Here is a 21,266-nt window from a genome sequence, read left to right as displayed (position 1 = left end):
CATCGAAAGGTCTTGTTCTCTAGCTTAGTGCACTTCTCCAGGGGCCGGGAACGCCAACGCATTCCCGCTCGCTGGCGGAAATGATGGCGCAATTGATGGCACGCTAGCGCTGGTGGCTTCCCAGGGCGCGAATGGCCGCTTCACGCGAATTTGCGATGCGCTTGTGCGCCGTCTGCAAGACCGCATCGATGTCTCGCTTGGAAACGGCACGCTGCAGGGCTCGCCAGGTCTTCAGGGAATTCTCCAGCGAGCCGGGACGGCATGCGAGCCCGAGCCGCACGTAGCGCAGCACCCGCAGCGAGATGGAATTCAGCAACTCTCCGACCAGCCGGTTGCTCGACAGGTCTGCCATGGCCATGTTCGCCACAAAGGTGACGCTGATATAGGCGTCCACCGATTCCTCGACGGCCTTGCCGAACTGCGGCATGAACTTCTCGAACCAGGCATCCAGCGCGTCCGCACGCTCTTGCACCAGCTGCCTGAGCAGGATTGCAAACAACGCATCCCGAACGACGTAGATATCGCGCAGATCCTGGGCATTGGGCTCGGTAACAATGGCCCCGCGCCGCGCGCGAAACTCGACCAGGCGCTCCCGCTCCAGAATGCGCAAAGCTTCGCGCACCGGCGCGCGGCTGACCTCCAACACCTCGCAGATGTCATTCTCGAGCAGGCGTTGGCCCGCGTGGATCGCATCGACGGTGATCAGGCCCGCCAGCCGCACCGCAATCTGGTCCGCGACTGATGCCGACCAGTCGCGGCCGTGCTTGAGCGCGTGCTCGACGGCAAGCATGACCGGGTTTTGCGGTGTTTGCAGCGCCAGCAGCGATTGCAGGTCTGGTGTGTTGGTGGTCTTGAGTCGACCCATGCGTGGTGATCCTTGGTTCCGCTCGTTGGTTAGGTTTTTGTCGACAATACTAAGTCCACCCAGCCCTCGGCGGCAACCAGAACGTGGCATCTGGCATGGCGTCGTGAAGTGCTATGCGTTGGCTTGCGGATGGCCTGCCCGCCGGCGCATTGTGCCCCGCGCCGCCCTGCTTTCCTTCGGGCTGCAGCCAAACTGCACGTGATACCAGCGCGAGAATCCGCTTGGCGCGGAGAAACCGAGCAAGGTCGCCACCTCGGTCAATGGACGATCGCTCTCGATGACATGGCGCGCGGCAAGTTCCGTGCGAATGCCATTGACGATCGAGGAAAAGCTTTGCCCCTCTTCCGCCAGCCGCCGCTGGACCGTGCGGCACACCACGCCGAGATGGTCCGCCACCTGCTCGATGGTGCAGCGCCCGCTGGGCAGCAGCAACGGGATGATGCGCCGCACGTCCTCCAGCATGGTCACTTGCCGGGCAATGGCGGAAGCGTCTACCAACTGTTGCGCGTAACGCGCCATGGCGGGATCCGCAGCGGGATTGCGGGCATCGAGATCGGCCTTCGTGCAGATGATGCAGTTGAATTCATGGTCGAACTCGATGCAAGCGCCGAAAAACCGCTGGTGTGTACTGAGGTCGCGTGGCGCGGGATGTTCGAAGCAGACGCGTCGCGGTTCCCAGTCCGGCCTCAGCAGCTGCCGGATCAATCGCACGATGACGCCGAGTGCGAGCTCCGCCCTTTGGCGCGTGGGCTGGTGGGCGTTGCCGGCGATGACCGCCTCGCGAATGATCGCCAGCCCGTCGCATTCTTCGACCGCCAGCGAGAGCGCACTGTTGAGCAGGGTCTGATAGCGCATCAGGACGCACAGCGAGTCACGCAGCGTCGCCTGGTCGCGGATCAGCAACCCTACCGGCCCGAGGTTGGACAACAGCCGCGATTCGGCCATGCACAGGCCGAAGCTTTCGTTGCCCGACATGGTGGCGGACGCTTGCAGCAGCCGTCCGACGCGCTCCCCTGGAATCATGAAGTCCGGCTCGCGCAGGACGCTGGGACTCAAGCCCGCATCAAGCAGCATCCGCACCGGATCCAGTCCGGCGGCCAGGGCAACCTCGCTGTAGTTGGTGAGGGCCGCGGCGCGGACAAGAGACGACATTGCAGACCTCAGTGAAACAGTGACACAGAATGATAAAAGCCTGTCATGTACTGTCAAGCGGGAGAAACCCGCGGCGCCTGCTATCGCGCACAAGCCGACCATTGGCTCGGCGCAAAGCCTGATGACAAGGCGCCTCATGAGTAATCCAGACGAAAAAAAAACAGCGGCGGGACACTATGTCCGGCCGCCGTTCCAACGCACGCCCGCCCCCCTTGGCATGGGCGCGCTCCGCTCCAACGGGCCTACTTCACGCAGGCGACGTTGACGGTAAGGCCTCCCCAGTCCGTGGCCTGGTTGTTATCCACCTGGACCTGCAGCTTGTCGCTGTGGTTGATGGTTCCAGACGGCACCGTCCGGCTGCAGCTTTGCAGCCCGTTGGTGATCTTGCAGCTCAGGTCATCGACCGGTGCCAGGGTCACGGATGTGCCGGATCCGGTGACCTTGTACAGGCTGATGTCGAGCGAGCCCTGCACCTTGCCCAGCGTGCCGGCAGTGAGCGTGACGCTGCTGCAGTCGTAGGGAATCACGACGCCGAAGTCCGACGGCAAGGGCACGGCGCCGCCCGAGCCAGTCATCGCATAGTGGCCGCGGCTGAGCGTGGCCGGCACGTTGAAGTTGCCGTTGTAGACCGTGGCTGTCGTCATGGTCACGCCCGTGGTCGGCCACTTGCCGTCCTGCTTGGGTCCGTAAAGCGTCGACGTCGAGGTATCGAAATAGAAGTCGCCATCGACGCCAATGCTGTCGTTCGGCGCGCCGCTGCCGTACAGGAGGTGGCCGCCGTTGCCGACCGTGCCACCGTCGGTACCACCACTGCCACCACTGCCACCACTGCCACCACTGCCACCCGTGCCGTCGGATCCGCCGCCGCCCGACTGGCCAGTCAGCGGGACACCCGCCGGCCACTGGTCATTGGCCTTGGGCCCATATAGCGTCCAGGTGTTGGTATCGAGGTAGTAGTCGCCGTTGTTGCCGACGCTGTTGTCCGGAGCGCCCGCGCCGGTCAGTACGGTGCCACCGCCCGATCCGCTTCCGCCGCCCAGCGGCACGCCCGGCGGCCAGGTGCCATCCGCCTTGGGCCCGAACAGCGTCGAGGTCGACGTGTTGATGTAGTAATCGCCATCGTTGCCAACACCATCGGTCGGGTCGACCGAACCCGACAGGATGGTGTTACCGGACAGTCCTGTGTTGCCGCCAGACCCGGTGTCGCCCTGCGCGCCGGTTCCGCCCGCAGGCCCGGCGATCGAAACCCCGGCGGGCCACACACCGTTTGCCTTGGGCCCGAACAACATCCAGGTCGCCGTATTGAGGTAGAAGTCACCGTCCTTGCCGACATCCGGCCCCGGGTCGGTGGTACCCGACAGCATGGCGCTGCTTGGCGAAGCCGGCGCGGGCGCCGGCGTAGACGTTCCCGTATCCGCTGCCGCAGCGGCGGTGCTTGCAGGCGCCGAATCGCCGCCGCCTCCCCCGCAAGCCGCGACCATGGCGATCAGACAAGCGAGCGGCACGGCCGCCAGCTTCATGTGGATGTGTTTCATGGATGCCCCCGTTTTCCCGATGTTTAAGCAATTGCTTCCGTAGCTTTTTCAAGCGCCAGCGAGATCAATCTAGTTGGCGGAATTGGAATGGAAAATCGGTCCTATGGACGAGCGGCAAATCGGCCTGGTGAGGCCCTTGGAACGGTCAGATGGACGAGATGCGCGGCGAATTCATCAGGCCGGCTCGTACGGAAGCGGCATGACGAAGAGTCATGGACACGAATGGTGCGGCTGCCCGCAAAGCCTTGCCGGACAAGGCCATGCAGGCGGCTCGGATTTATTTCAGAGAGCGCGGCGCACGCATGCATCGATATTCGATACCCCTCGACAGCGGGGAAATATTGCAGCAATACAGCAAATGAAAAAGCGCCGGAAAAACTCCACCAAAAGCATGTTTTGAAAATGAAACGTCGTGGTCGACAGGTGGGCCGCGACAGAAAATCACGATGCCTGGGACAGGTCGAGCGCGGGTTCCCGGCGCCTATGCGTACCCGCCGACACGGCGCTCCTTCCGCTCACACTGGATTGAATTTCACTTGGCCCCGGTTTATGCAGGGCGTGGAAGAGATGAAACAGCACGACGAGCGGCTTCTGCACTGGCGTGCAGAAATCGGAGGGAAGCAAGAGGAACGGGATGCCGATATAACGCAAAACATTCCCGGCCAATGTATCGCCTGGTGCAACATTGCGGGCGCCGGGAATGCAGGCGAGGCCAGCTTTACCAGGCTGGACGAGGCAAAGACTCGAGTATCGGTGCGAATGCGTTACGCGCATCTGCCGACTGGCCAGGCTGCACCCGCCCCATGTCTGCCTGGATTTCCGCCTGAGGAGCAGGCTGCACGACGATGGCGTACCGGCTGTACGCGGCCAGCAGCTCTTCCCGGCTCACCTCCTGGATCCCGCCGCCCCATCCGGGGAGCGCGACCAGAAAACTTCCGTACTCGCGGCACTCCAGCAATACGCACGGCCTGCGCCTGTCCAGCAGCAGGATCGCCGGAAGCACGCTGTCAGGGATATCGTCAAGATCCAGCTCCACGAGCCGGGCCGACCAGCCGGCGCGCTCCACCGCGTCGCTCAGGAGCGCCAATGTGAGGGGCTGCCCTTCCAGTGGCAGCCCTTTCAGCAGGACGGCAGGCGGTATTGCCTGCTGCCGCGCCCTGTTAAGCAATAACAGGCAGCCCAGCAGCGGATCATCCGCGGCCGTCGAACCGCGCGTGCCGGCATGCCGCTCCCGGTGATCTGCCATGGCGTCCAGGTCTGGAGTTTCGGGCTGCACGATGGGTGTTATCTTGCGTGGTGCGGCCTGTGGCGGTTTGGGCCGCTCTTCCGTCGGCTTTGGCCTCGGTGTTCCAACTGTGTCTGGCTCAGGCAACTCGCACAATGAAAGATCAGCAGGCTCGTATTGCCCGCACGGGTTCGACTCACCCATGATTCCCCCCGGATTCAGTGGTGTGATATTTCGTCGAAGCGTAGTGCACGAGGGCACCCGCTCCCATCGTTCAAACGGGGGAATGCGGGCTGATTCGGCATTGAAACACTGGCTGGGACGCGAGCATCGGATGCTTCGAGCCGAGCTGCAATCGTCCCTCCTGACTGTACGGAACCGCCATGCAACGAAGAACATTCCTGACGCTGGCAGCCTCTGCCGCACTTGCCACACAGTTGCCGCGCTGGGCCATCTCCGCCACGCTGCGCCAGCGCGACCTGTTCGCGCTGGGCGTGGCAAGCGGGGCCCCGACGCCGGACGGATTCGTGCTGTGGACGCGGCTGTTCGACGGCGCCATCCCGGGTACACCGCAGGCCGATACCCATGGCACCACGCCGTTGCAGGGGCGGCTGACCGTCCAGTGGGAAGTCGCCGAAGATGAAGCATTCCGCCGCATCGTTCGCCGCGGCCATGCGCAGGCGCTGCCCGAACTGGGCCATTCCGTCCATGTGGAAGTCGACGGGCTGCGCCCCGATCGCTGGTACTTCTACCGGTTCATGCACGGCGACGCAGTTACCGCCCCTTCCCGCACCCGCACCGCGCCGGCTGCCGACACACTGGCCCCGCGCGTACGCTTTGCCTTTGCCTCCTGCCAGCGCTGGGAACAAGGCTATTACGCCGCCTACCGGCAGATGCGGCAGGAAGACCTGGATCTGGTGGTGTTCCTGGGCGACTACATCTACGAAACCGCGGTGCCCGCCAACGCGCGTGCACACCTGCCGCGCACGCACAGCCTGCCCACCGCGACCAGCCTGCAGGACTTCCGCGACCGCTACGCGCTGTACAAGAGCGACCCGCTGCTGCGGGCCATGCACGCGGCGTGCCCGTGGCTGGTCACCTGGGACGACCATGAAGTCCAGAACGACTACGCGGCGCTCGCGGGCAGCGAGCCCGCGGCAGCGTTCCTCGCCCGGCGCACGGCCGGCTACCAGGCGTTCTACGAAAACATGCCGATCCGCGCGAGCACGCTGGTTCACGGCGCGGCGGGCCTTGGCACGCCCGATGCACTGCGCATCCACACACGCCACCGCTGGGGCCGGCTGGTCGATTTCCATGTGCTGGACGACCGCCAGTATCGCGATATCCAGCCCTGCCGCGAACCCGGGCAGCCACGCAAAGGCGCTGTGTCCCCCGAAACATGCAGCGCGCTCTACGACTCGCGCCGCACCATGCTGGGCAGCGCGCAGGAACGATGGCTGGCGCAGGGGCTGACGCAGGACCAGCGCGACCAGACGCGCTGGAGCGCGATCGCGCAGCAGACCATCTTCTCGCGGCGCAACTACAAGGCGCCGCCGGAGGAAGCCTTCCACAGCGACACCTGGGACGGCTATCCCGCCGCGCGCCAGCGCCTGCTCGACAGCATCGCGGCGGCGGCGCCGCGCAATAGCGTGTTCATCGGGGGCGATATCCACCAGCACTACGCCTGCAACGTACTCGCCGACTTCAGCGACCCGTCATCCCGCGTGATCGCCAGCGAGTTCTGCACGACCTCCATCGCCTCGGCCTCGGGCAGCAGCATGCAGAGTGTCGAGAACATCATGGCCCAGAATCCGCATATTGTGCATGCCCGGCCGGACCAGCGCGGCTACACCGTGGTCGAGGCCACGCCCGCGCGCTGGGCCGCCACGCTGCGCGCCGTGGAAGACGTGACGCGCGCGGACAGCCCGGTCGGCACGCAGGCGGCGTTCGTGGTGGAGGACCGGAGGCCGGGCGTGCAGCGGGCCACAGGCGGCTAGCTTGCCGGCTGACTGCGCAGCGCCCGGCGCAGTTGCCGGCGCGTGGCGCTGGGCCCAGGAGAATGATCAGGCACTTTCAGGGAATGCCAGGAAGTCGGCGATGAAGCTGTCCTTCGGAATCGCGCTGGCCGGCGAGATATGGTCGGTGGTGATGTCGTCGCCCAGCGACCTGAACGTGTTCGCCTCGCGCCGCGGCAATTGGGAAGTGATGATGCGCGCCGCGTTCTACAACAAGACGCTGGCCAACCTGCTGCATCCCGCCGCGCCGGTGGGCCACACGCTGCACGTGCCCAGCAACGAAGTCCAGCCGATCTTCGAAGTCGCCGAGCGCTACCGCGCCGCCGGCGACGCGGTGGTGCTAATCGCCGGCGAACGCTACGGCACCGGCTCGTCGCGCGACTGGGCCGCCAAGGGCCAGCGGCTGCTCGGCATCCGCGCGGTCATCGCGCCGAGCTTCGAGCGCATCCACCGCTCCAACCTGATCGGCATGGGCATCTTGCCGGTCCGGCTGCCGCGCGGCACCGGCCCGCGCACCCTCGACATCAAGCCAGGAGACAAGATCCACGTGGAGGCGCCCGCGCAGGCCATCGCGCCGCGCTGCCATATTGCGGTCCGCATCGTGCGCGCCGACGGCGCGATCGACGAGATCGACGCTACCGCAGCAGTGGAAACGCAGCTGGAAGTCGAACTGCTGCGGCGTGGCGGCGTCATCCCGCTGATCCTGCACCGGACGCTGTCGCAGCCGGCCGGCTGACGCTTGCCGTGCCGCCGCCCGCGATGCGCCATTGCGAGCTATCCCGAATGCCAGGGGTCCTGCCGCGCGATGCAGATGACCCTGGGCGACCCTCTGGTGTTCGTGTCGCACCCCGGCCCGGCGGCGCTGCCGGCGCGGGCCGCAGCCGCGCTGGCAGCACCGTTCGTGTTCAAGGGACTGCGCAAGATGGGCGGCGCCGACGAACAGGCCGGCGCCCGGCCGCGCTCACTCTACGCTGGCCAGCCGCGCCCCCGCGGCCAGGAACACGCCCGTTTCGGCCTGCCACGTGACACGGCCGCTGCGATGGGCGTGGACCTGCATCTCCATCTTCATCGCCTCCATCACGGCGATCAGGTCGCCCTCCTTAACCTCGTCCCCCGCGTTGACCTTCCAGGCCTGCACGGTGCCGGCGATCGGCGAAGGCAGGTCGGCGGCGTTGGTCGTCGCGGCCGGCGCCGGAGCTGCGGCACCGCCCTGCCCCGGCGCTTCGGCCAGGCCGCGCAGCAGTTGCGCCGGCAGGCCCAGCACCATGCGGCGGCCGTCGATCTCGATCGCGGTGCGCAGCAGGCTGCCATCCGGCTGCGGCTCGGCGCGCACGGCGGCGGCCAGCGGCTCGGTGAAGTCGGACTCGATCCAGCGCGTATGGACCTTGAAGCCGTCGGTGCCCAGGAAATCGGCATGATCGATCACGGCGCGGTGGAACGGCAGCACCGAGGCCACGCCTTCGATCCGGAACTCGCGCAGCGCGCGGCGCGCGCGCGCCAGCGCCTGCTCGCGCGTGGCACCGGTCACGATCAGCTTGGCCATCAGCGAGTCGAAGGTGCCGGGCACTACCGACCCCGTCTGCACGCCCGAATCGACGCGCACGCCCGGGCCTGACGGGGCTTCGAAGCGCTGCACCGGGCCGGGCGTCGGCAGGAAGCCGCGGCCGACGTCTTCGGCGTTGATGCGGAATTCGATCGAATGGCCCAGCGGCGCCGGGGTTTCGGTGATCGACAGCGGCAGGCCGTCGGCCACGCGCAGCTGCTCGACCACCAGGTCGACGCCGGTGGTCTGCTCGGTCACCGGGTGCTCGACCTGCAGGCGGGTGTTGACCTCCAGGAACGAGATCGCGCCGCCGGCGCTGAGCAGGAATTCAACGGTGCCGGCGCTGGTGTAGCCGGCGGCGGCGCAGATGTCGCGCGCGGCGGCGTGGATACGGGCGCGCTGTTCGTCGCTCAGGAACGGCGCGGGGGCCTCTTCCACCAGCTTCTGGTTGCGCCGCTGCAGCGAGCAGTCGCGCGTGCCGAGCACCACCACGTTGCCATGCTTGTCGGCCAGCACCTGGGCTTCGATATGGCGCGGCTTGTCGAGAAACTGCTCGACGAAGCATTCGCCACGGCCAAAGGCGGTGACCGCCTCGCGCACGGCGGACGCGTACAGCTCTTCGACTTCATCCATGCGCCAGGCGATCTTCATCCCGCGGCCACCGCCGCCGAACGCGGCCTTGATGATGATGGGCAGGCCGTGGCGCTCGGCAAAGGCCAGCACCTCGTTGGCGTCAGACACCGGATCGGGCGTGCCGGCTACCAGCGGCGCGCCCACTTGCAGCGCGATCTTGCGGGCTTCCACCTTGTCGCCCAGCCGCGCGATCGTTTCCGGCGACGGGCCGATCCAGGTCAGGCCGGCATCGATCACCGCGCGGGCGAAGGCTTCGCTTTCCGACAGGAAGCCATAGCCCGGGTGCACGGCGTCGGCGCCGCTGCGCCGGGCGATCTCGAGCAGCTTGGGGATGTTCAGGTAGGTGTCCGCCGGGCGGTCGCCGTCGAGGCCGTAGGCTTCGTCGGCCAGGCGCGCGTGGATCGCGTCGATATCGGCGTTGGCATAGACGGCGACGGAGGCCACGCCATAGTCGGCGCAGGCGCGGATGATGCGAACGGCGATCTCGCCACGGTTGGCAATCAGGACTTTCTTCATGGCAATTACGGTTGCAGTTCTTCGAAGGCGCCGACAGGATTGAAGCGCAGCCAGGCACCGACCGGGATCTGCCCGGCGCGGTCGAGGTGATAAGGCGCCACGGCACCGATCACGGGATAGCCGCCGGTCAGCGGATGGTCGGCCAGGAACAATACGGGCTGGCCGCTCGGCGGGACCTGCAGCGCGCCGAGCGCGGTGCCTTCGCTGGGCAGCTCGCCGGCAATGGCGCGCTCCAGCGGCGCTTCGCCGGCCAGGCGCAGGCCCACGCGGTTGGATTGGGGCGTGACCTGCCAGCGCTGCGCGGCCAGCCGTTCCACGGATTCGGCGGTAAACCAGTCGGTGCGGGGCCCGAGCACCACGTCCAGCACGACCTCCTGCTCCACCGTGGGCAGGTTCTCGGCGGGCATCTCGGGTGCGCCGACGATGGCACCGGCCGGAGCCTGCCGCAGGTCGATCACATCGCCTGCCGCCAGCGGCGCGGGGCCGACCCTGGCCAGCGTGTCGGTGGCGCAGCTGCCCAGCACCGGCGCCACCGCGAACCCGCCGCGCGCGGCCACGTAGCAGCGCGCACCGGCCAGCGGCTGGCCGATGGCAATCGTGTCGCCATCGGCCAGCGCCACGGCCTGGTGGTTCGGGACGTCCCATTGCCGGCCATCGGCGGTGCGCACGGTCAGCGGTGCGTCGGCGCCGGTGACGGCCAGCACGCTTTCGCCCATGCTCTGCAGCTGCAGGCCGCCGCCGATGGTCTCGAGCGCCGCGGCATCGCTGGCGTTGCCTACCAGCCGGTTGGCGGCCTTCAGCGCGGCCTGGTCCATCGCGCCCGAGGCGGACACGCCCTGCCCCGCCTGGCCGTGCCGGCCCAGGTCCTGGAACAGGGTCTGCAGGCCAGTGCCCTTTACGTTCAACGACGCGGAAGCAGGCGCCTGGTCCGCCGGCTTTGCCGCGCGCTGCGGCGCGACGGCAGCAATGGCGCCGGTGGGATCCGCCACGCCATTGAGCCGCGCGATATCGACAAAGCGCACGCGATATCCAGGCTGCAACAGCGCGGGCTGATCGCGCTCCAGGTCCCACATCGCCACCGGCGTCACGCCGATGATCTGCCAGCCGCCGGGGCTGGCCTGCGGATACACGCCGCTGAAGGTGCCGGCCAGGCCGACGGCGCCGGCGGGAATGCGCGTGCGCGGCGTACTGCGGCGCGGCACGTCAAAGCTGGAATGGCCGCCGCTGAGGTAGGCAAAGCCCGGGGCAAACCCGGTAAAGGCCACGGTATATTCGCTGCCGGTGTGGCGGCGCACGACTTCCTCCGGCGTGATGCCGAGCAGCCCGGCGACCTCGGCCAGGTCCTCGCCGTCATAGTGCACGGGGATCTCGACCAGGATGTCGCTGCGCTCGACGCGCTGCGACAGGTCGCGCGCGGCGATGGCCCGCACCAGCGCGGCGGCGCTGGTCGCCGACGGGCGGAAGTGAACGAGGATGGTGCGCGCGGCGGGCACCAGCTCGGCCACGCCATGCAGCGGATCGCGCTGCAGCGAGGCCAGCAGGGCCAGTGTCTGGCCGAGGTCGGCCAGCTCTACCAGCAGGGCATTCGAGGTGACGGGCAGGAAACGCAAGACTAGCTCCGCAAAGGACCCGGCGGTCTCAGACGTGGTACGTGCTGTCCGGCACGTCGGTGATGAACATATGGCCCGGTGCGTGGGTCACGGCGAACGGCACGCCGGACGCCATCACGGCCGCCTGGGGCGTCACGCCGCAGGCCCAGAACACGGGGATCTCGCCCGGCTCGATGCGCACGGCGTCGCCGAAGTCCGGCTTGCCGATGTCGGCGATGCCCAGCGCGGCCGGATCGCCCACGTGGACCGGCGCACCGTGCACCGAGGGAAAACGCCCGCTGATGGAGACGGCATCGGCAACGCGGTGCGCGGGGATGGGCCGCATCGACACCACCAGCTCGCCATGCAGGCGGCCGGCGGGACGGCACTGGCGGCTGGTGCGGTACATCGGCACGTTGGAGCCGTCGGCGATATGGCGCACCTCGATGCCGGCCTCCTGCAGCGGCGTCTCGAAGGTGAAGCTGCAGCCGATCAGGAAGGTGACCAGGTCCGGATGCTCGGCCCACAGCGGCGTGGCATCGGCCACCTCTTCCGCCAGCTTGCCGTCGCGCCAGACGCGGTACAGCGGGATGTCGGTGCGCACGTCCGCGCCTTCGGCCAGCAGGGTCTGGTGCGCACCCGCCTCGATCACGTCGAGCACCGGACAGGCCTTGGGATTGCGCTGCGCGTACAGCAGGAAATCCCAGGCCCAGTCGCGCGGCAAGGCGATCATATTGGCCTGCGTCATGCCCGGCGCAATGCCGGCGGTCGGCTGCACGGTACCGGCGCGATAGCTCGCGCGCGCTTCGCGGGCGGCATTCACCGCGGCGATGCGGGCGCGTTCCAGTGCGGATGCTTGCATGTGTGTTTCTCCAGTGTGTTCAGGGCCCGGCGGCTCAGGCGAAGGCGCGAACCGTGATGCCGTCGCGCTCCAGCGCGGCGCGCACGGCGCGTGCCATCTCGAGCGCGCCGTCGCTGTCGCCATGCACGCAGATCGATTGCGCCTCCACGCGCGCCACGCTGCCGTCGATGGCGAGCACCGTGCCTTCGCGCACCAGGCGCAGCATGCGCTGCGCCACGTCGGTGGCGTCATGCAGGACCGAGCCCTTCTCGCGGCGGGACACCAGCGTGCCCTGCGGCGTGTAGGCGCGGTCGGCGAACGCTTCGGCAACGACACGCAGGCCGGCCTCGCGCGCCCAGCCCACCAGCGGCGAGCCCGCCAGCGCCACCAGCGCCAGCTCCGGATTCACCGCGCGGATGGCGGCGATCACGTCGCGCGCCTGGCGCTCGTCGCTGGCGATGGTGTTGTAGAGCGCGCCGTGTGGCTTGACATAGCGCACGGTGGTGCCGACGGTGGCGGCCATGCCCGACAGCGCGCTGATCTGGTAGATCACGTCGGCCACCAGGTCGGCGCTGGCCACGTCCATGTTGCGTCGGCCGAAGCCCTGCAGGTCGGGATACGAAACGTGCGCGCCCACGGCAACGCCGCGCTCCGCCGCGGCCTTCAGCGTCTGCAGGATGCCGGCCGGGTCGCCGGCATGGAAGCCGCAGGCCACGTTGGCGCTGCTGACGATATCCAGCATGGCGGCATCGTTGCCCATGCTCCAGGCGCCGAAGCTCTCGCCGAGGTCGCTGTTGAGATCGATATGCATGGCGTCAGGCTGCCGTCCGCGAAGTTGGTGCGACAGCCGGTCCTTCCGTGCCAGCCTCGGTCTCGCCGAGTAGTTCGCGTCCCTGTGTTTCCGGCAACAGCAGGCACGCGATAACGACCAACCCATAGGCGCCCGCGGCAAGATAGCCGATGGCCACGCCCAGCGACATCGATGCGCTCATGTGCCCGATCATGGCCGGGAACACCGAGCCGACCGCGCGCCCGAAGTTGTAGGAAAAGCCTTGTCCGGAGCCACGGATATGGCTCGGATATAGCTCCGTCAGGTAAGCTCCCATGCCCGAAAAGATGCCAGACAGGAAGAATCCCAAGGGGAAGCCAAGCAGCAGCATCGCCGAGTCGGTGATCGGCAGCTGCGTATAGCAGGTCACGAGGATGGCTGCGCTCACTGCGAACAGCATGAAGCAGCGCCGGCGTCCCAGGCGATCGGACAGCCAGGCGCTGGTCAGATAGCCGGCGAACGAGCCTGCGATCAGCACCATCAGATAGCCGCTGGTATTGAGCACGGACAGGTTGCGCTCCATCTTGAGATAGGTCGGCAGCCAGGTCGTCACCGAATAGTAGGCACCCTGCATGCCAGTCGCGAGCAGGCTGGCCAGCACCGTGGTGCGCAGCACGCCAGGCTTGAAGATCAGCATGAAGTTATTGCTTTGCCCGGTGCGGGCCAGCTTGGCCTTGGTTTCCTGATACACCTCGGGTTCCGAGATATTGCGGCGGATGTAGAGGATAAAGACCGCCGGCAGCACGCCGATCCAGAACAGCACTCGCCATGCGTATTGCTGCTCGAACGCGGCATAGACCGCCCAGAACGCGATCGCCGAAAGTCCCCAGCCAACCGCCCAGCTGCTTTGCACCAGTCCAACGGCCTTGCCGCGGTGGCGGGCGCGGATCATCTCGGCGATCAGCACCGAGCCGACCGACCATTCGCCGCCGAAGCCCAGGCCTTGCAGCATGCGGGTGACGAACAATTGCTCGGGCGAGTTGGTGAACCCGCTCAGGAAGGTGAAGAAGCTGAACCAGAGCACGGTCAGCTGCAGGATCCGCACGCGGCCGTACTTGTCGGCCAGGATGCCGGCCAGCCAGCCGCCGACGGCCGAACTGATCAGCGCGCCGGTCGCGATATAGCCCGCTTCGGCCTTGGTCATGCCCCACACGAGGATGAACGTGGGGATCATGAAGGTGTAGATCATGTAGTCGAAGGCATCGACGCCATAGCCGACGAAGGCGGCAAAGAGCGTCTTGCGCTCTGCTCCGGTAGTTTCTTTAAGCCACATGGTTGCGCTCACTAGGACAAGGACAAAGCGTGGGAAAAAGCTCGTCGCACTGACTCACGACGATGTTCGTTTTCATCGGCGTTGTTTAGCAAATCGCATGCCATGTTGACCTATCGGCACGTATCACTCAACCACCGTACACATATTGTTGAACAATCTTTGGTGTTGATCGATCATGGTATACACCTAAGGCACCGTTGCAGCCCATCGTCCGCACCAATCCTGTGCTTATTGTTGAACAAAGTGCGTTAACATCCGGTCACGGGCTTCACCGGAATGAGCCGGTGCCCGATCCATCCACCATGTCCTCCACACCTGACGTCAAGAATTTGGCAGAACGAGTCACGGAGCAGATCCGCCAGCGCATCGTGCATGGCGAGTTCGAGCCGGGACAGCGCCTGTCGGAAGCGGCGCTGAGCGAAAGCCTGCAGATTTCCCGCAACACCCTGCGCGAGACCTTCCGCGTGCTGACCAAGGAAGGCCTGCTCAAGCACGAGCCCAACCGGGGCGTGTCGGTGGCGATTCCCAGCATTGCGTCGATCATCGACATCTATCGGGTGCGCCGGCTGATTGAATGCCAGGCCATTGCCCAGGCCTACCCCAGCCATCCGGCCCGCAAGCACCTGCGCGAAGCGGTGGAAATGGGGCTGCGCTGCCGCGACAACGGCGACTGGCAGGGCGCTGGCACTGCCAATATGGAATTCCACATGGCGATCGTGGAGCTGGCCGACAGCGAGCGCCTGAACGTGATGTTCTCCCACCTGCTCGCCGAACTGCGCCTGGCGTTCGGCATGCTGCATGACCCCGAATTCCTGCACGGCCCTTACGTCGAGATGAACCAGCACATCCTGGAACTGTTCGAGGCGGGCAAGCTGGCCGAATGCGCAGTGGCGCTGAACGATTACCTGACGCAGTCCGAGCGCATCGTGCTGTCGGTGTGCGCGCGGCATCCGGTGTTCAAGGGGCGCTGATGCGAGCTGCGGTCCCCTTTTTGCCCTCTCCCTGACAATTTCTGCCCCTTTGGCGTTATTTACAGGTGCGAGGGTGTCGTCTAGTCTTCACCTGCATGGGAACCCGGCCGCACGCGGGATCGGCGCAGCACAGCAGCTTCGGCATATTTCCAGACTGCCATGAGGAACGAGATCGGGAAGGACCGCACCGAATTTGCGGATCATTTGCTGGATGCCGTGTTCATGGTCGATACCAACGGCCGCATCCAGTACGTAAGCGCTGCCTGCGAAGGCATCCTCGGCTACACGCCGAAGGAGATCACCGGGCAGTCCATCATCGACCTGGTGGCACCGGACGACCGCGACCGGACCCTGATCGAGGCCAAGGAAGTCATGGCCGGCAAGAAGCGGATCGGCTTCGAGAATCGCTACCGGCACAAAGGCGGCAACGATGTCCATATCATGTGGTCGGCTGGATGGCTGCAATCGGAACGGATGCGCGTCGGGGTCGCGCGCGATGTCACGGCGCTGAGGAAGAAGAGCGTGGTCGAACTGGGCCTGGCGTTTTCGCCGGTGCCGCTCGCGCCCCATGAGCAGAAGGTCCTTCAGTTGCTGCTGACCGACGCTTCGGAGAAGCAGATTGCCCACCGCCTCGGCCTCGCCGTCTCCACCACGCATTCCTATGTCACCACGATCTTCCGCAAATTCGGTGTCAGGGGCCGGGCCGGGTTGATGAGCCTGTGGCTTGAAAACCTGTCGCGCGAGCGCTGACGCGGTGATCCAGGACGGCACCCTGATACAATGCCGCCACGTTTACATGTCTTGACACAATGGGCTTCGAACAACTGGCGGCGCTGAAGGCAAAACTCGTGGAACAGGCAAAGGCCGAAAAGGCGGCCCAGTCTGCAAAGCGAAACAAGAGCACCAACGGCACAAAGGGTGCTAACGGCGGCAAGGGTACTGACGGCGCCAAAGGCAACAAGGGCAACAAGCCGTCGCGCGTACGCGATGCCGCGCCGGAAAAGCCGGTCGATCCGGTGGTCCTCGCCATCTCCAGGCTGCAAAAGCGCTTCCCCGCCGTCTTCCCCAAGAACCCGGCTCCGAAAGTGCCGCTCAAGGTCGGCATCTTCCAGGACCTGGTGCAGCACGCGCAGGAACTGAAGCTGACCGAGGCCGAGCTGCGCGACGCGATCCGGACCTGGTGCCGCGGCGCACGCTACTGGAACGGCATGGTGGAGGGCGCTGCGCGCGTGGACCTTGCCGGCGAGCCCGCCGGACAGGTCACCGAGGCCGATGCCCGGCGCGCGCGTCAGTTGCAGCGCAGCCGTGCTACCCGGCCGCAGTCGAAGCAACCAGTGCAGCAAGCTGCGCAAGCTCAGCAGGAACACCAGGCTCAGCAAGCGCAGCAGGAACAGCCAGCACAGGCGGCGGAACCGTCGCAGGCCGGCAAGCCCGCCTGACCATCGCCGGCGCCTCCTGGGAAGGCGCCTTTCCCGGTGACTACGCGGACGGCTCAGGCATCCTCGGCACAAAGCGCTTGTGGTCGATCTGGCCATTCCGGGCCATCAGGATGGTCGCTTCCGGGATCTCCTCCCAAACCCCTTGCACGTCGATCAGCGGCTCCGACAACACCAGGAACGCGTCGTCGCCGGCGGCGATGATGCGCGGGTCCTGGGGATACAGCTCTCGCAGCTGCCGGAACGAGGTGCTGTGGAACAGCGAGCGCGACGCCGTCTCGCTCGAATAGCGCACCGCCACGACCTGCTGGCCATCCGTGACGCACACCGTCATGTTGAGCGGGAACTGCACGTCATAGCGATGGCCGACCTCCTCGATCAGCCCCGCCATCTGCTCCAGTGCACCACGCGGGTCGCGCTCCAGGCCAAAAGTCAGCGCCAGGAAGAACATTACCTCCGAGTCGGTCGATCCCTCGATCCAGCGGAACAGATGCGGCGCCACGGCCATCATCAGGTCGCGCCGCAGCAGCGGATATTCGCGAATCAGCCCGTTATGCACGAACAACCAGCGGCCGAAGCGGAACGGATGGCAGTTGGTCTCCTGCGTGGGCGTGCCGGTGGCCGCGCGCACATGGGCCAGGAACAGCGGCGCCCGCACCGCGCGCGCCGTCTCGCGCAGGTTGGTGTCGCTCCATGCCGGATGCAGGCAGCGGTAGCGGAACGGCACCTCGGAATGCCTTCCGTACCAGCCGACGCCGAAGCCGTCGCCATTGGTGGTGGTATGGCCGAGCCTGGAATTCAGGCTCTGGTCGATCAATGAATGTTCCGGCTGGAATAGCACCGCCTCCAGCGGAACGGACCTGCCCGAGTACGCCAGCCAGCGGCACATGATGTGTCTCCTCACAAGTGCGGCCCGGTGCCTTTCCGGCCCCATGCTTCAGTTGTAGACGGCAACGGCGGAACGGCAAAGTGCCGGCTGCGGGCAGCGCTGAAGCAGTGCCGGCGGTGGCCCGGGTATGCTGGCTGCGGCACATACGCGCTGGCGTACCGTTGCCAGCCGGATCGCTTGGTGAAATCCCTACACGAGCCGGGGCAATTCATGCAATCCTTTCAGAAGCGTTCGGGGACTGCTCCGGTCGTCGAAGTCGTGGCGGGGCTTGCCTGCCTGCAGGATGGCCGGGCGATCGTGCCCCGGTATGGCACTTGCATGGAATGTTCGGGGCGCGATGAAGTCAAATCATCAGACCCGATCTGTACGAATCTCGCGAGTTCCGGGCGCACCCGCTCAGGGCAGTCCCGTGGTAGCTTGTGTCTACAAATGTCTCGAGGGGTCCGCTGGGCCCCGCCACGGAGGAAGCAGCCAATGCCTGTTCAGAACTGCAATGTGCATGTCGTTTTCGATGGGCACTGGGCGATCGCGGCCGAGGGCGAAGGACGCCTCCAGGTCGGCCTCGACATGACCAGCGCCATTGCCCTCGCCACATCGCTCGCCGTGGAGCGACGGGCGATGCTCTACGTGCATGACAAGAACGGCGACATCATCCAGCGCATTGATTGCTCCCGTGCCATGCCACCCACCGACACCGTGTCGCCGGTTGCATGCGTCGACATGCCAGTGCTGCCAGCCGAACAGCCCGAGGCGCCTGAAAAGGCCCGGAATACCTCGGCTTGATCTCGCCTGCTGCCGCCTTCGGAGCAGGTCGCGCAGCAGATGGCAGCATATCCCCAGGGCTAGATCGCCGACTTCTTCACCGCGCCGGTTGCAAAGAACTGCTGCAGATTCTCGAACACCAGGTCCGCCATCGCCTGCCGCGTTTCATGCGTGGCGCTTGCGATATGCGGCAGCAGCACGACATTGTCCAGGCCGAACAGCGCCTCGGGCACATTCGGTTCATCCTCGAACACGTCAAGGCCGGCACCGGCGATGCGCTGCCGCGATAGCGCCTCGACCAGCGCCGCCTCGTCTACCACCGTGCCGCGGGCGATATTGATCAGGAAGCCGCGCGGGCCCAGCGCGTCCAGCACGGCTGCCGACACCAGATGGCGGGTCGAGGGCCCGCCCGCCGTGGCGACGACCAGGTAATCGGCCCAGCGCGCCAGCGCTTCCAGGGACGCTTCATAGGGGTAAGGCGCATCCGCGGCCGGGTTGCGGCTGTGATAACGCACCTCCATGTCGAATCCCACCGAGCGGTGCGCGATCACGCGGCCGATGCGGCCCATGCCAAGGATGCCGAGCCGCTTGCCGCTGACGCGCGTCGCCAGCGGGAACGGCTGCCCCTTGGGCCATTCGCCGCGGCGCACGAAGCGGTCCGCGGCGCTGACCTTGCGCGAGACATCCAGCAGCAGCGCAAACGCGGTATCGGCAACGCAGTCGTTTAGCACGTCTGGCGTATAGCCCACGGCGATGCCGCGCTGACGCGCGGTGTCGAGATCGAGCTTGTCCAGGCCAACGCCGAAGCTGGAGATCACGCGCAGCGACGGCAGCGCGGCCAGCAGCGCGGCATCGGCACCGATCGCGGCGCGCGTCGTCAGCGCGACGAACTCGCTGCCGTGGCGGGCCAGGAAGCCGGCGGGATCGGCTTCAGTCCAGAACGGGTGGACGTCGTAGTGCTCGGCCAGGCGCGCTTCGGTGGCTTCAGGCAGGCGGCCGTGCTGCAACAGGCGGGGTTTCATGCGCAAGGGGTCCTTTGAGGAGAGACGCGCGCGTCAGTCGGCGCGCAGTTTGTTGTCGACGATGACCTTGGCGTAGCGCTTGCGGTCGGTGGAAATCAGCTCGGTGAACTGCTGCGGCGTGCTGCCGACGGGAATCGCGCCCTGCTCCACCAGTTGCTGGCGCACCTCGGGCAGTGCCACCACCTGCTTCACCCCGGCGGCGATCTTGTCGACGATGTCCTTGGGCGTGCCGGCCGGCGCCAGCAAGCCGACCCATGAGCCAGACTCGGCGCCGGTGATGCCGGCCTGCGCCAGCGTGGGCACGTCTGGCAGCGCCGGCGAGCGCACCGTGCCGGTGACCGCCAGCGCGCGCAGCTTGCCCGCCTTGACGTGCCCGGCGGTTTCCAGCACCGACGCGAACAGCATGTCGACATTGCCCGCCATCAGGTCGCTCATGGCGGCGCCGCCGCCCTTGTATGGCACGTGCAGCATGTCGGTCCCGGTCGCGGCCTTGAAGATCTCGCCCGACAGGTGCGGCGACCCGCCCGTGCCCGAGCTGGCGAAGGATAGCTTGCCCGGCTGCGCCTTGGCCAATGCCACCAGATCCTTCGCGGTCTTTGCGGGCAGCTTGGGCGTCACCACCAGCACGAACGGCAACTCGGCCATCTCGGTCACCGGAACCAGGCGGTTGGGATCGTAAGACAGCTTGGTGTACAGCGTGGGATTGATCGACTGGGTGCCGACATTGCCCGCCACCAGCGTGTAGCCGTCCGGCCTGGCGCGCGACGCCAGCTCCAGGCCGACGTTGCCGGCCGCGCCGGGCCGGTTGTCCACCAGCACCGGCTGGCCCCACAGCTGCGACAGGCGCTGCGCTACCAGGCGCGTGGCAATGTCGGTGCCGCCGCCGGGCGTGAACGGCAGGATGATCGTGACCGGCCGTGTCGGCCAGCTGGCGTTGGCTTGCGCGTGAGCCGCCGGGGCAAGCAGCGGTGCGGCGGCAAGGCACAGAGCCAGCAGCGCCCGGCGCCGGGCGGTGGAGGGAATGCGGTCTGGCATGGCTGTCTCGTTCGGTTGGCGTTGTCGGGGGAAGCGTCGCCGTGTCATTCCGGCTGGATGCCGGCGTTTTTGGCCACCTTGGCCCACTTGACCATCTCGGTCTGGATAAAGCCCGAGAACTGCGCGGGGCTGCCGCCGGCGGGCTCGATGCCTGCCGCAAGCAGGCGTTCGCGCACGTCCGGCGCGGCCAGCGCCTGGTTGATGCCGGCGTTGAGCTTGTCGATCACTGCCTTGGGCGTGCCGGCGGGCGCGAGCACGCCGCCCCAGGTGCTGGTGTCGTAGCCCGGCAGGCCGGCTTCCGCCATGGTCGGCAGCTGCGGCGCGATGGCCGCGTGCTTGGTCGTGCTGACTGCCAGCGCCCTCACCTTGCCGGCCTTGACCTGCGGGTTGATCGCGGCCACGGTGTCGAACATCAGCGAGACGCGGCCGCTGGTCAGGTCGGGATGCGCCAGCGTGCTGCCCTTGTAGGGAATGTGGACCATGTCGAGGCCGGCCATGCTCTTGAACAGTTCGCCGGAGAAATGCGGGGCACCGCCCGATCCGCTTGATGCGAACGACAGCTGGCCGGGATGCGCCTTGCCGTAGGCGATCAGTTCCTTGACCGACTTCGCCGGGACCGAGGGCGAAACCACCAGCATCAGCGGCACCACGTGCGTCAGCGCGACCGGCTCGAAGCTCTTGACGGTGTCGTACGGCAGCTTGCGCACCATGCTGGGGTTGATGGCGTGGCTGCTTGCCACCAGCGCCAGCGTGTAACCGTCCGGGGCAGCCTTTGCCACCACGTCAGTGCCGACGATGCCGGTGGCGCCGCTGCGGTTGTCGACCACGACCGACTGGCCCCAGGCCTCGGTCAGCTTCTGCCCGACCAGGCGCGCAACGAGGTCGATGGCGCCGCCGGGGGAAGCCGGGACGACGATGGTGATGGGCTTGGTGGGATAGCTCTGGGCGTGGGCGCCGGTGGGGGTGAAGGCGATGCTGAGGGCGGTCACGGCAAGCGCCGCGGCCAGCCGGGAGGATCGGAAGTTGATTGCCATGGTGTCTCCTGCCTGATTGTTCATGAATCGGAGCCGGCGGTTTGCTCCCCTCGCCCGTTTGCGGGAGAGGGGTGCGCTGAGGCTCGCGCTGAAATTGAGCG

Annotated in this window: 19 protein-coding genes and 1 pseudogene; 7 read left to right on the top strand and 13 right to left on the bottom strand. The window is 66.7% G+C overall.

Annotated elements, in window-relative coordinates; translation table 11 throughout:
* Nucleotides 1-103 precede the first annotated feature (103 nt).
* The 3 genes from J8I34_RS27985 to J8I34_RS27975 all read right to left on the bottom strand — a co-directional run bounded on the left by J8I34_RS27985 (nt 104) and on the right by J8I34_RS27975 (nt 3,552).
* On the bottom strand, nt 104-865 hold the full coding sequence (locus tag J8I34_RS27985) for a GntR family transcriptional regulator (protein WP_209807530.1): 762 nt from the start codon (nt 863-865) through the stop codon (nt 104-106).
* Between the two features lie 111 nt (nt 866-976).
* The gene (locus J8I34_RS27980; RefSeq protein ID WP_029049063.1) at nt 977-2,017 is read right to left on the bottom strand and encodes an AraC family transcriptional regulator; all 1,041 of its coding nucleotides are present in this window, start codon (nt 2,015-2,017) and stop codon (nt 977-979) included.
* A 242-nt stretch (nt 2,018-2,259) separates the two neighbouring features.
* A complete protein-coding gene (locus J8I34_RS27975; RefSeq protein ID WP_209807529.1) occupies nt 2,260-3,552 on the bottom strand; it encodes a hypothetical protein in 1,293 nt (430 codons plus the stop codon).
* 212 nt (nt 3,553-3,764) lie between these two features.
* On the opposite strand from J8I34_RS27975, the gene J8I34_RS27970 reads away from it, so the two are divergent.
* On the top strand, nt 3,765-3,914 hold the full coding sequence (locus tag J8I34_RS27970) for a hypothetical protein (RefSeq protein ID WP_156914451.1): 150 nt from the start codon (nt 3,765-3,767) through the stop codon (nt 3,912-3,914).
* A gap of 356 nt (nt 3,915-4,270) precedes the next feature.
* On the opposite strand, the gene J8I34_RS27965 is transcribed toward J8I34_RS27970, so the two are convergent.
* Nucleotides 4,271-4,828 carry a cysteine peptidase family C39 domain-containing protein gene (locus tag J8I34_RS27965; protein ID WP_371748152.1) on the bottom strand — a complete coding sequence of 186 codons (558 nt, stop codon included), beginning with the start codon at nt 4,826-4,828 and terminating at the stop codon, nt 4,271-4,273.
* 332 nt (nt 4,829-5,160) lie between these two features.
* On the opposite strand from J8I34_RS27965, the gene J8I34_RS27960 reads away from it, so the two are divergent.
* Nucleotides 5,161-6,774 (top strand): alkaline phosphatase D family protein, encoded by a 1,614-nt coding sequence (locus J8I34_RS27960; RefSeq protein ID WP_209807528.1) that lies wholly within the window; start codon nt 5,161-5,163, stop codon nt 6,772-6,774.
* 163 nt (nt 6,775-6,937) lie between these two features.
* A pseudogene (locus tag J8I34_RS27955) lies at nt 6,938-7,528 on the top strand (aconitate hydratase AcnA); the annotation flags it as partial.
* 225 nt (nt 7,529-7,753) lie between these two features.
* On the opposite strand, the gene J8I34_RS27950 reads toward J8I34_RS27955, so the two are convergent.
* The 5 genes from J8I34_RS27950 to J8I34_RS27930 are packed head-to-tail and all read right to left on the bottom strand — an operon-like array spanning nt 7,754 to nt 14,016.
* The gene (locus tag J8I34_RS27950; RefSeq protein WP_209776893.1) at nt 7,754-9,484 is read right to left on the bottom strand and encodes an acetyl/propionyl/methylcrotonyl-CoA carboxylase subunit alpha; all 1,731 of its coding nucleotides are present in this window, start codon (nt 9,482-9,484) and stop codon (nt 7,754-7,756) included.
* Nucleotides 9,485-9,489: 5 nt separating this feature from the next.
* Complete coding sequence (gene pxpB / locus J8I34_RS27945; protein ID WP_209807526.1) at nt 9,490-11,094, bottom strand: 5-oxoprolinase subunit PxpB; 1,605 nt, start codon at nt 11,092-11,094, stop codon at nt 9,490-9,492.
* Between the two features lie 28 nt (nt 11,095-11,122).
* On the bottom strand, nt 11,123-11,935 hold the full coding sequence (locus J8I34_RS27940) for a putative hydro-lyase (protein WP_209776888.1): 813 nt from the start codon (nt 11,933-11,935) through the stop codon (nt 11,123-11,125).
* A 34-nt stretch (nt 11,936-11,969) separates the two neighbouring features.
* The gene (locus J8I34_RS27935; protein WP_209807525.1) at nt 11,970-12,725 is read right to left on the bottom strand and encodes a LamB/YcsF family protein; all 756 of its coding nucleotides are present in this window, start codon (nt 12,723-12,725) and stop codon (nt 11,970-11,972) included.
* 4 nt (nt 12,726-12,729) lie between these two features.
* Nucleotides 12,730-14,016: an MFS transporter gene (locus J8I34_RS27930; protein ID WP_209776883.1), complete on the bottom strand. Its 1,287-nt coding sequence runs from the start codon at nt 14,014-14,016 to the stop codon at nt 12,730-12,732.
* A gap of 302 nt (nt 14,017-14,318) precedes the next feature.
* Here J8I34_RS27930 and J8I34_RS27925 point away from each other — a divergent pair, with 302 nt between their 5' ends.
* From J8I34_RS27925 to J8I34_RS27915, 3 genes are all read left to right on the top strand, one after another.
* Nucleotides 14,319-14,987, top strand: a complete 669-nt coding sequence (locus J8I34_RS27925; RefSeq protein WP_029049072.1) for a GntR family transcriptional regulator — start codon at nt 14,319-14,321, stop codon at nt 14,985-14,987.
* A gap of 159 nt (nt 14,988-15,146) precedes the next feature.
* On the top strand, nt 15,147-15,737 hold the full coding sequence (locus J8I34_RS27920; protein ID WP_209807524.1) for a helix-turn-helix transcriptional regulator: 591 nt from the start codon (nt 15,147-15,149) through the stop codon (nt 15,735-15,737).
* Between the two features lie 98 nt (nt 15,738-15,835).
* Nucleotides 15,836-16,426, top strand: a complete 591-nt coding sequence (locus tag J8I34_RS27915) for a ProQ/FinO family protein (RefSeq protein WP_371748151.1) — start codon at nt 15,836-15,838, stop codon at nt 16,424-16,426.
* 40 nt (nt 16,427-16,466) lie between these two features.
* Here the strand turns inward: J8I34_RS27915 and J8I34_RS27910 are convergent, their stop codons facing one another.
* The gene (locus J8I34_RS27910) at nt 16,467-17,312 is read right to left on the bottom strand and encodes a class II glutamine amidotransferase (protein WP_209776872.1); all 846 of its coding nucleotides are present in this window, start codon (nt 17,310-17,312) and stop codon (nt 16,467-16,469) included.
* A gap of 474 nt (nt 17,313-17,786) precedes the next feature.
* On the opposite strand from J8I34_RS27910, the gene J8I34_RS27905 reads away from it, so the two are divergent.
* The gene (locus tag J8I34_RS27905; RefSeq protein ID WP_029049074.1) at nt 17,787-18,095 is read left to right on the top strand and encodes a DUF2188 domain-containing protein; all 309 of its coding nucleotides are present in this window, start codon (nt 17,787-17,789) and stop codon (nt 18,093-18,095) included.
* 59 nt (nt 18,096-18,154) lie between these two features.
* Here the strand turns inward: J8I34_RS27905 and J8I34_RS27900 are convergent, their stop codons facing one another.
* The 3 genes from J8I34_RS27900 to J8I34_RS27890 are packed head-to-tail and all read right to left on the bottom strand — an operon-like array spanning nt 18,155 to nt 21,165.
* A complete protein-coding gene (locus J8I34_RS27900) occupies nt 18,155-19,096 on the bottom strand; it encodes a 2-hydroxyacid dehydrogenase (RefSeq protein WP_209776867.1) in 942 nt (313 codons plus the stop codon).
* Between the two features lie 33 nt (nt 19,097-19,129).
* Nucleotides 19,130-20,131, bottom strand: a complete 1,002-nt coding sequence (locus J8I34_RS27895) for a Bug family tripartite tricarboxylate transporter substrate binding protein (RefSeq protein WP_035878392.1) — start codon at nt 20,129-20,131, stop codon at nt 19,130-19,132.
* A 44-nt stretch (nt 20,132-20,175) separates the two neighbouring features.
* Complete coding sequence (locus J8I34_RS27890; protein ID WP_035878393.1) at nt 20,176-21,165, bottom strand: tripartite tricarboxylate transporter substrate binding protein; 990 nt, start codon at nt 21,163-21,165, stop codon at nt 20,176-20,178.
* Between the last annotated feature and the right edge of the window lie 101 nt (nt 21,166-21,266).

The organism is Cupriavidus phytohabitans (assembly GCF_017815025.1).
In the GTDB taxonomy this organism is placed as follows: Bacteria; Pseudomonadota; Gammaproteobacteria; order Burkholderiales; family Burkholderiaceae; genus Cupriavidus.
Note: the sequence above shows the minus strand (reverse complement) of the source record. Positions and strands in the feature narration are given on the sequence as shown.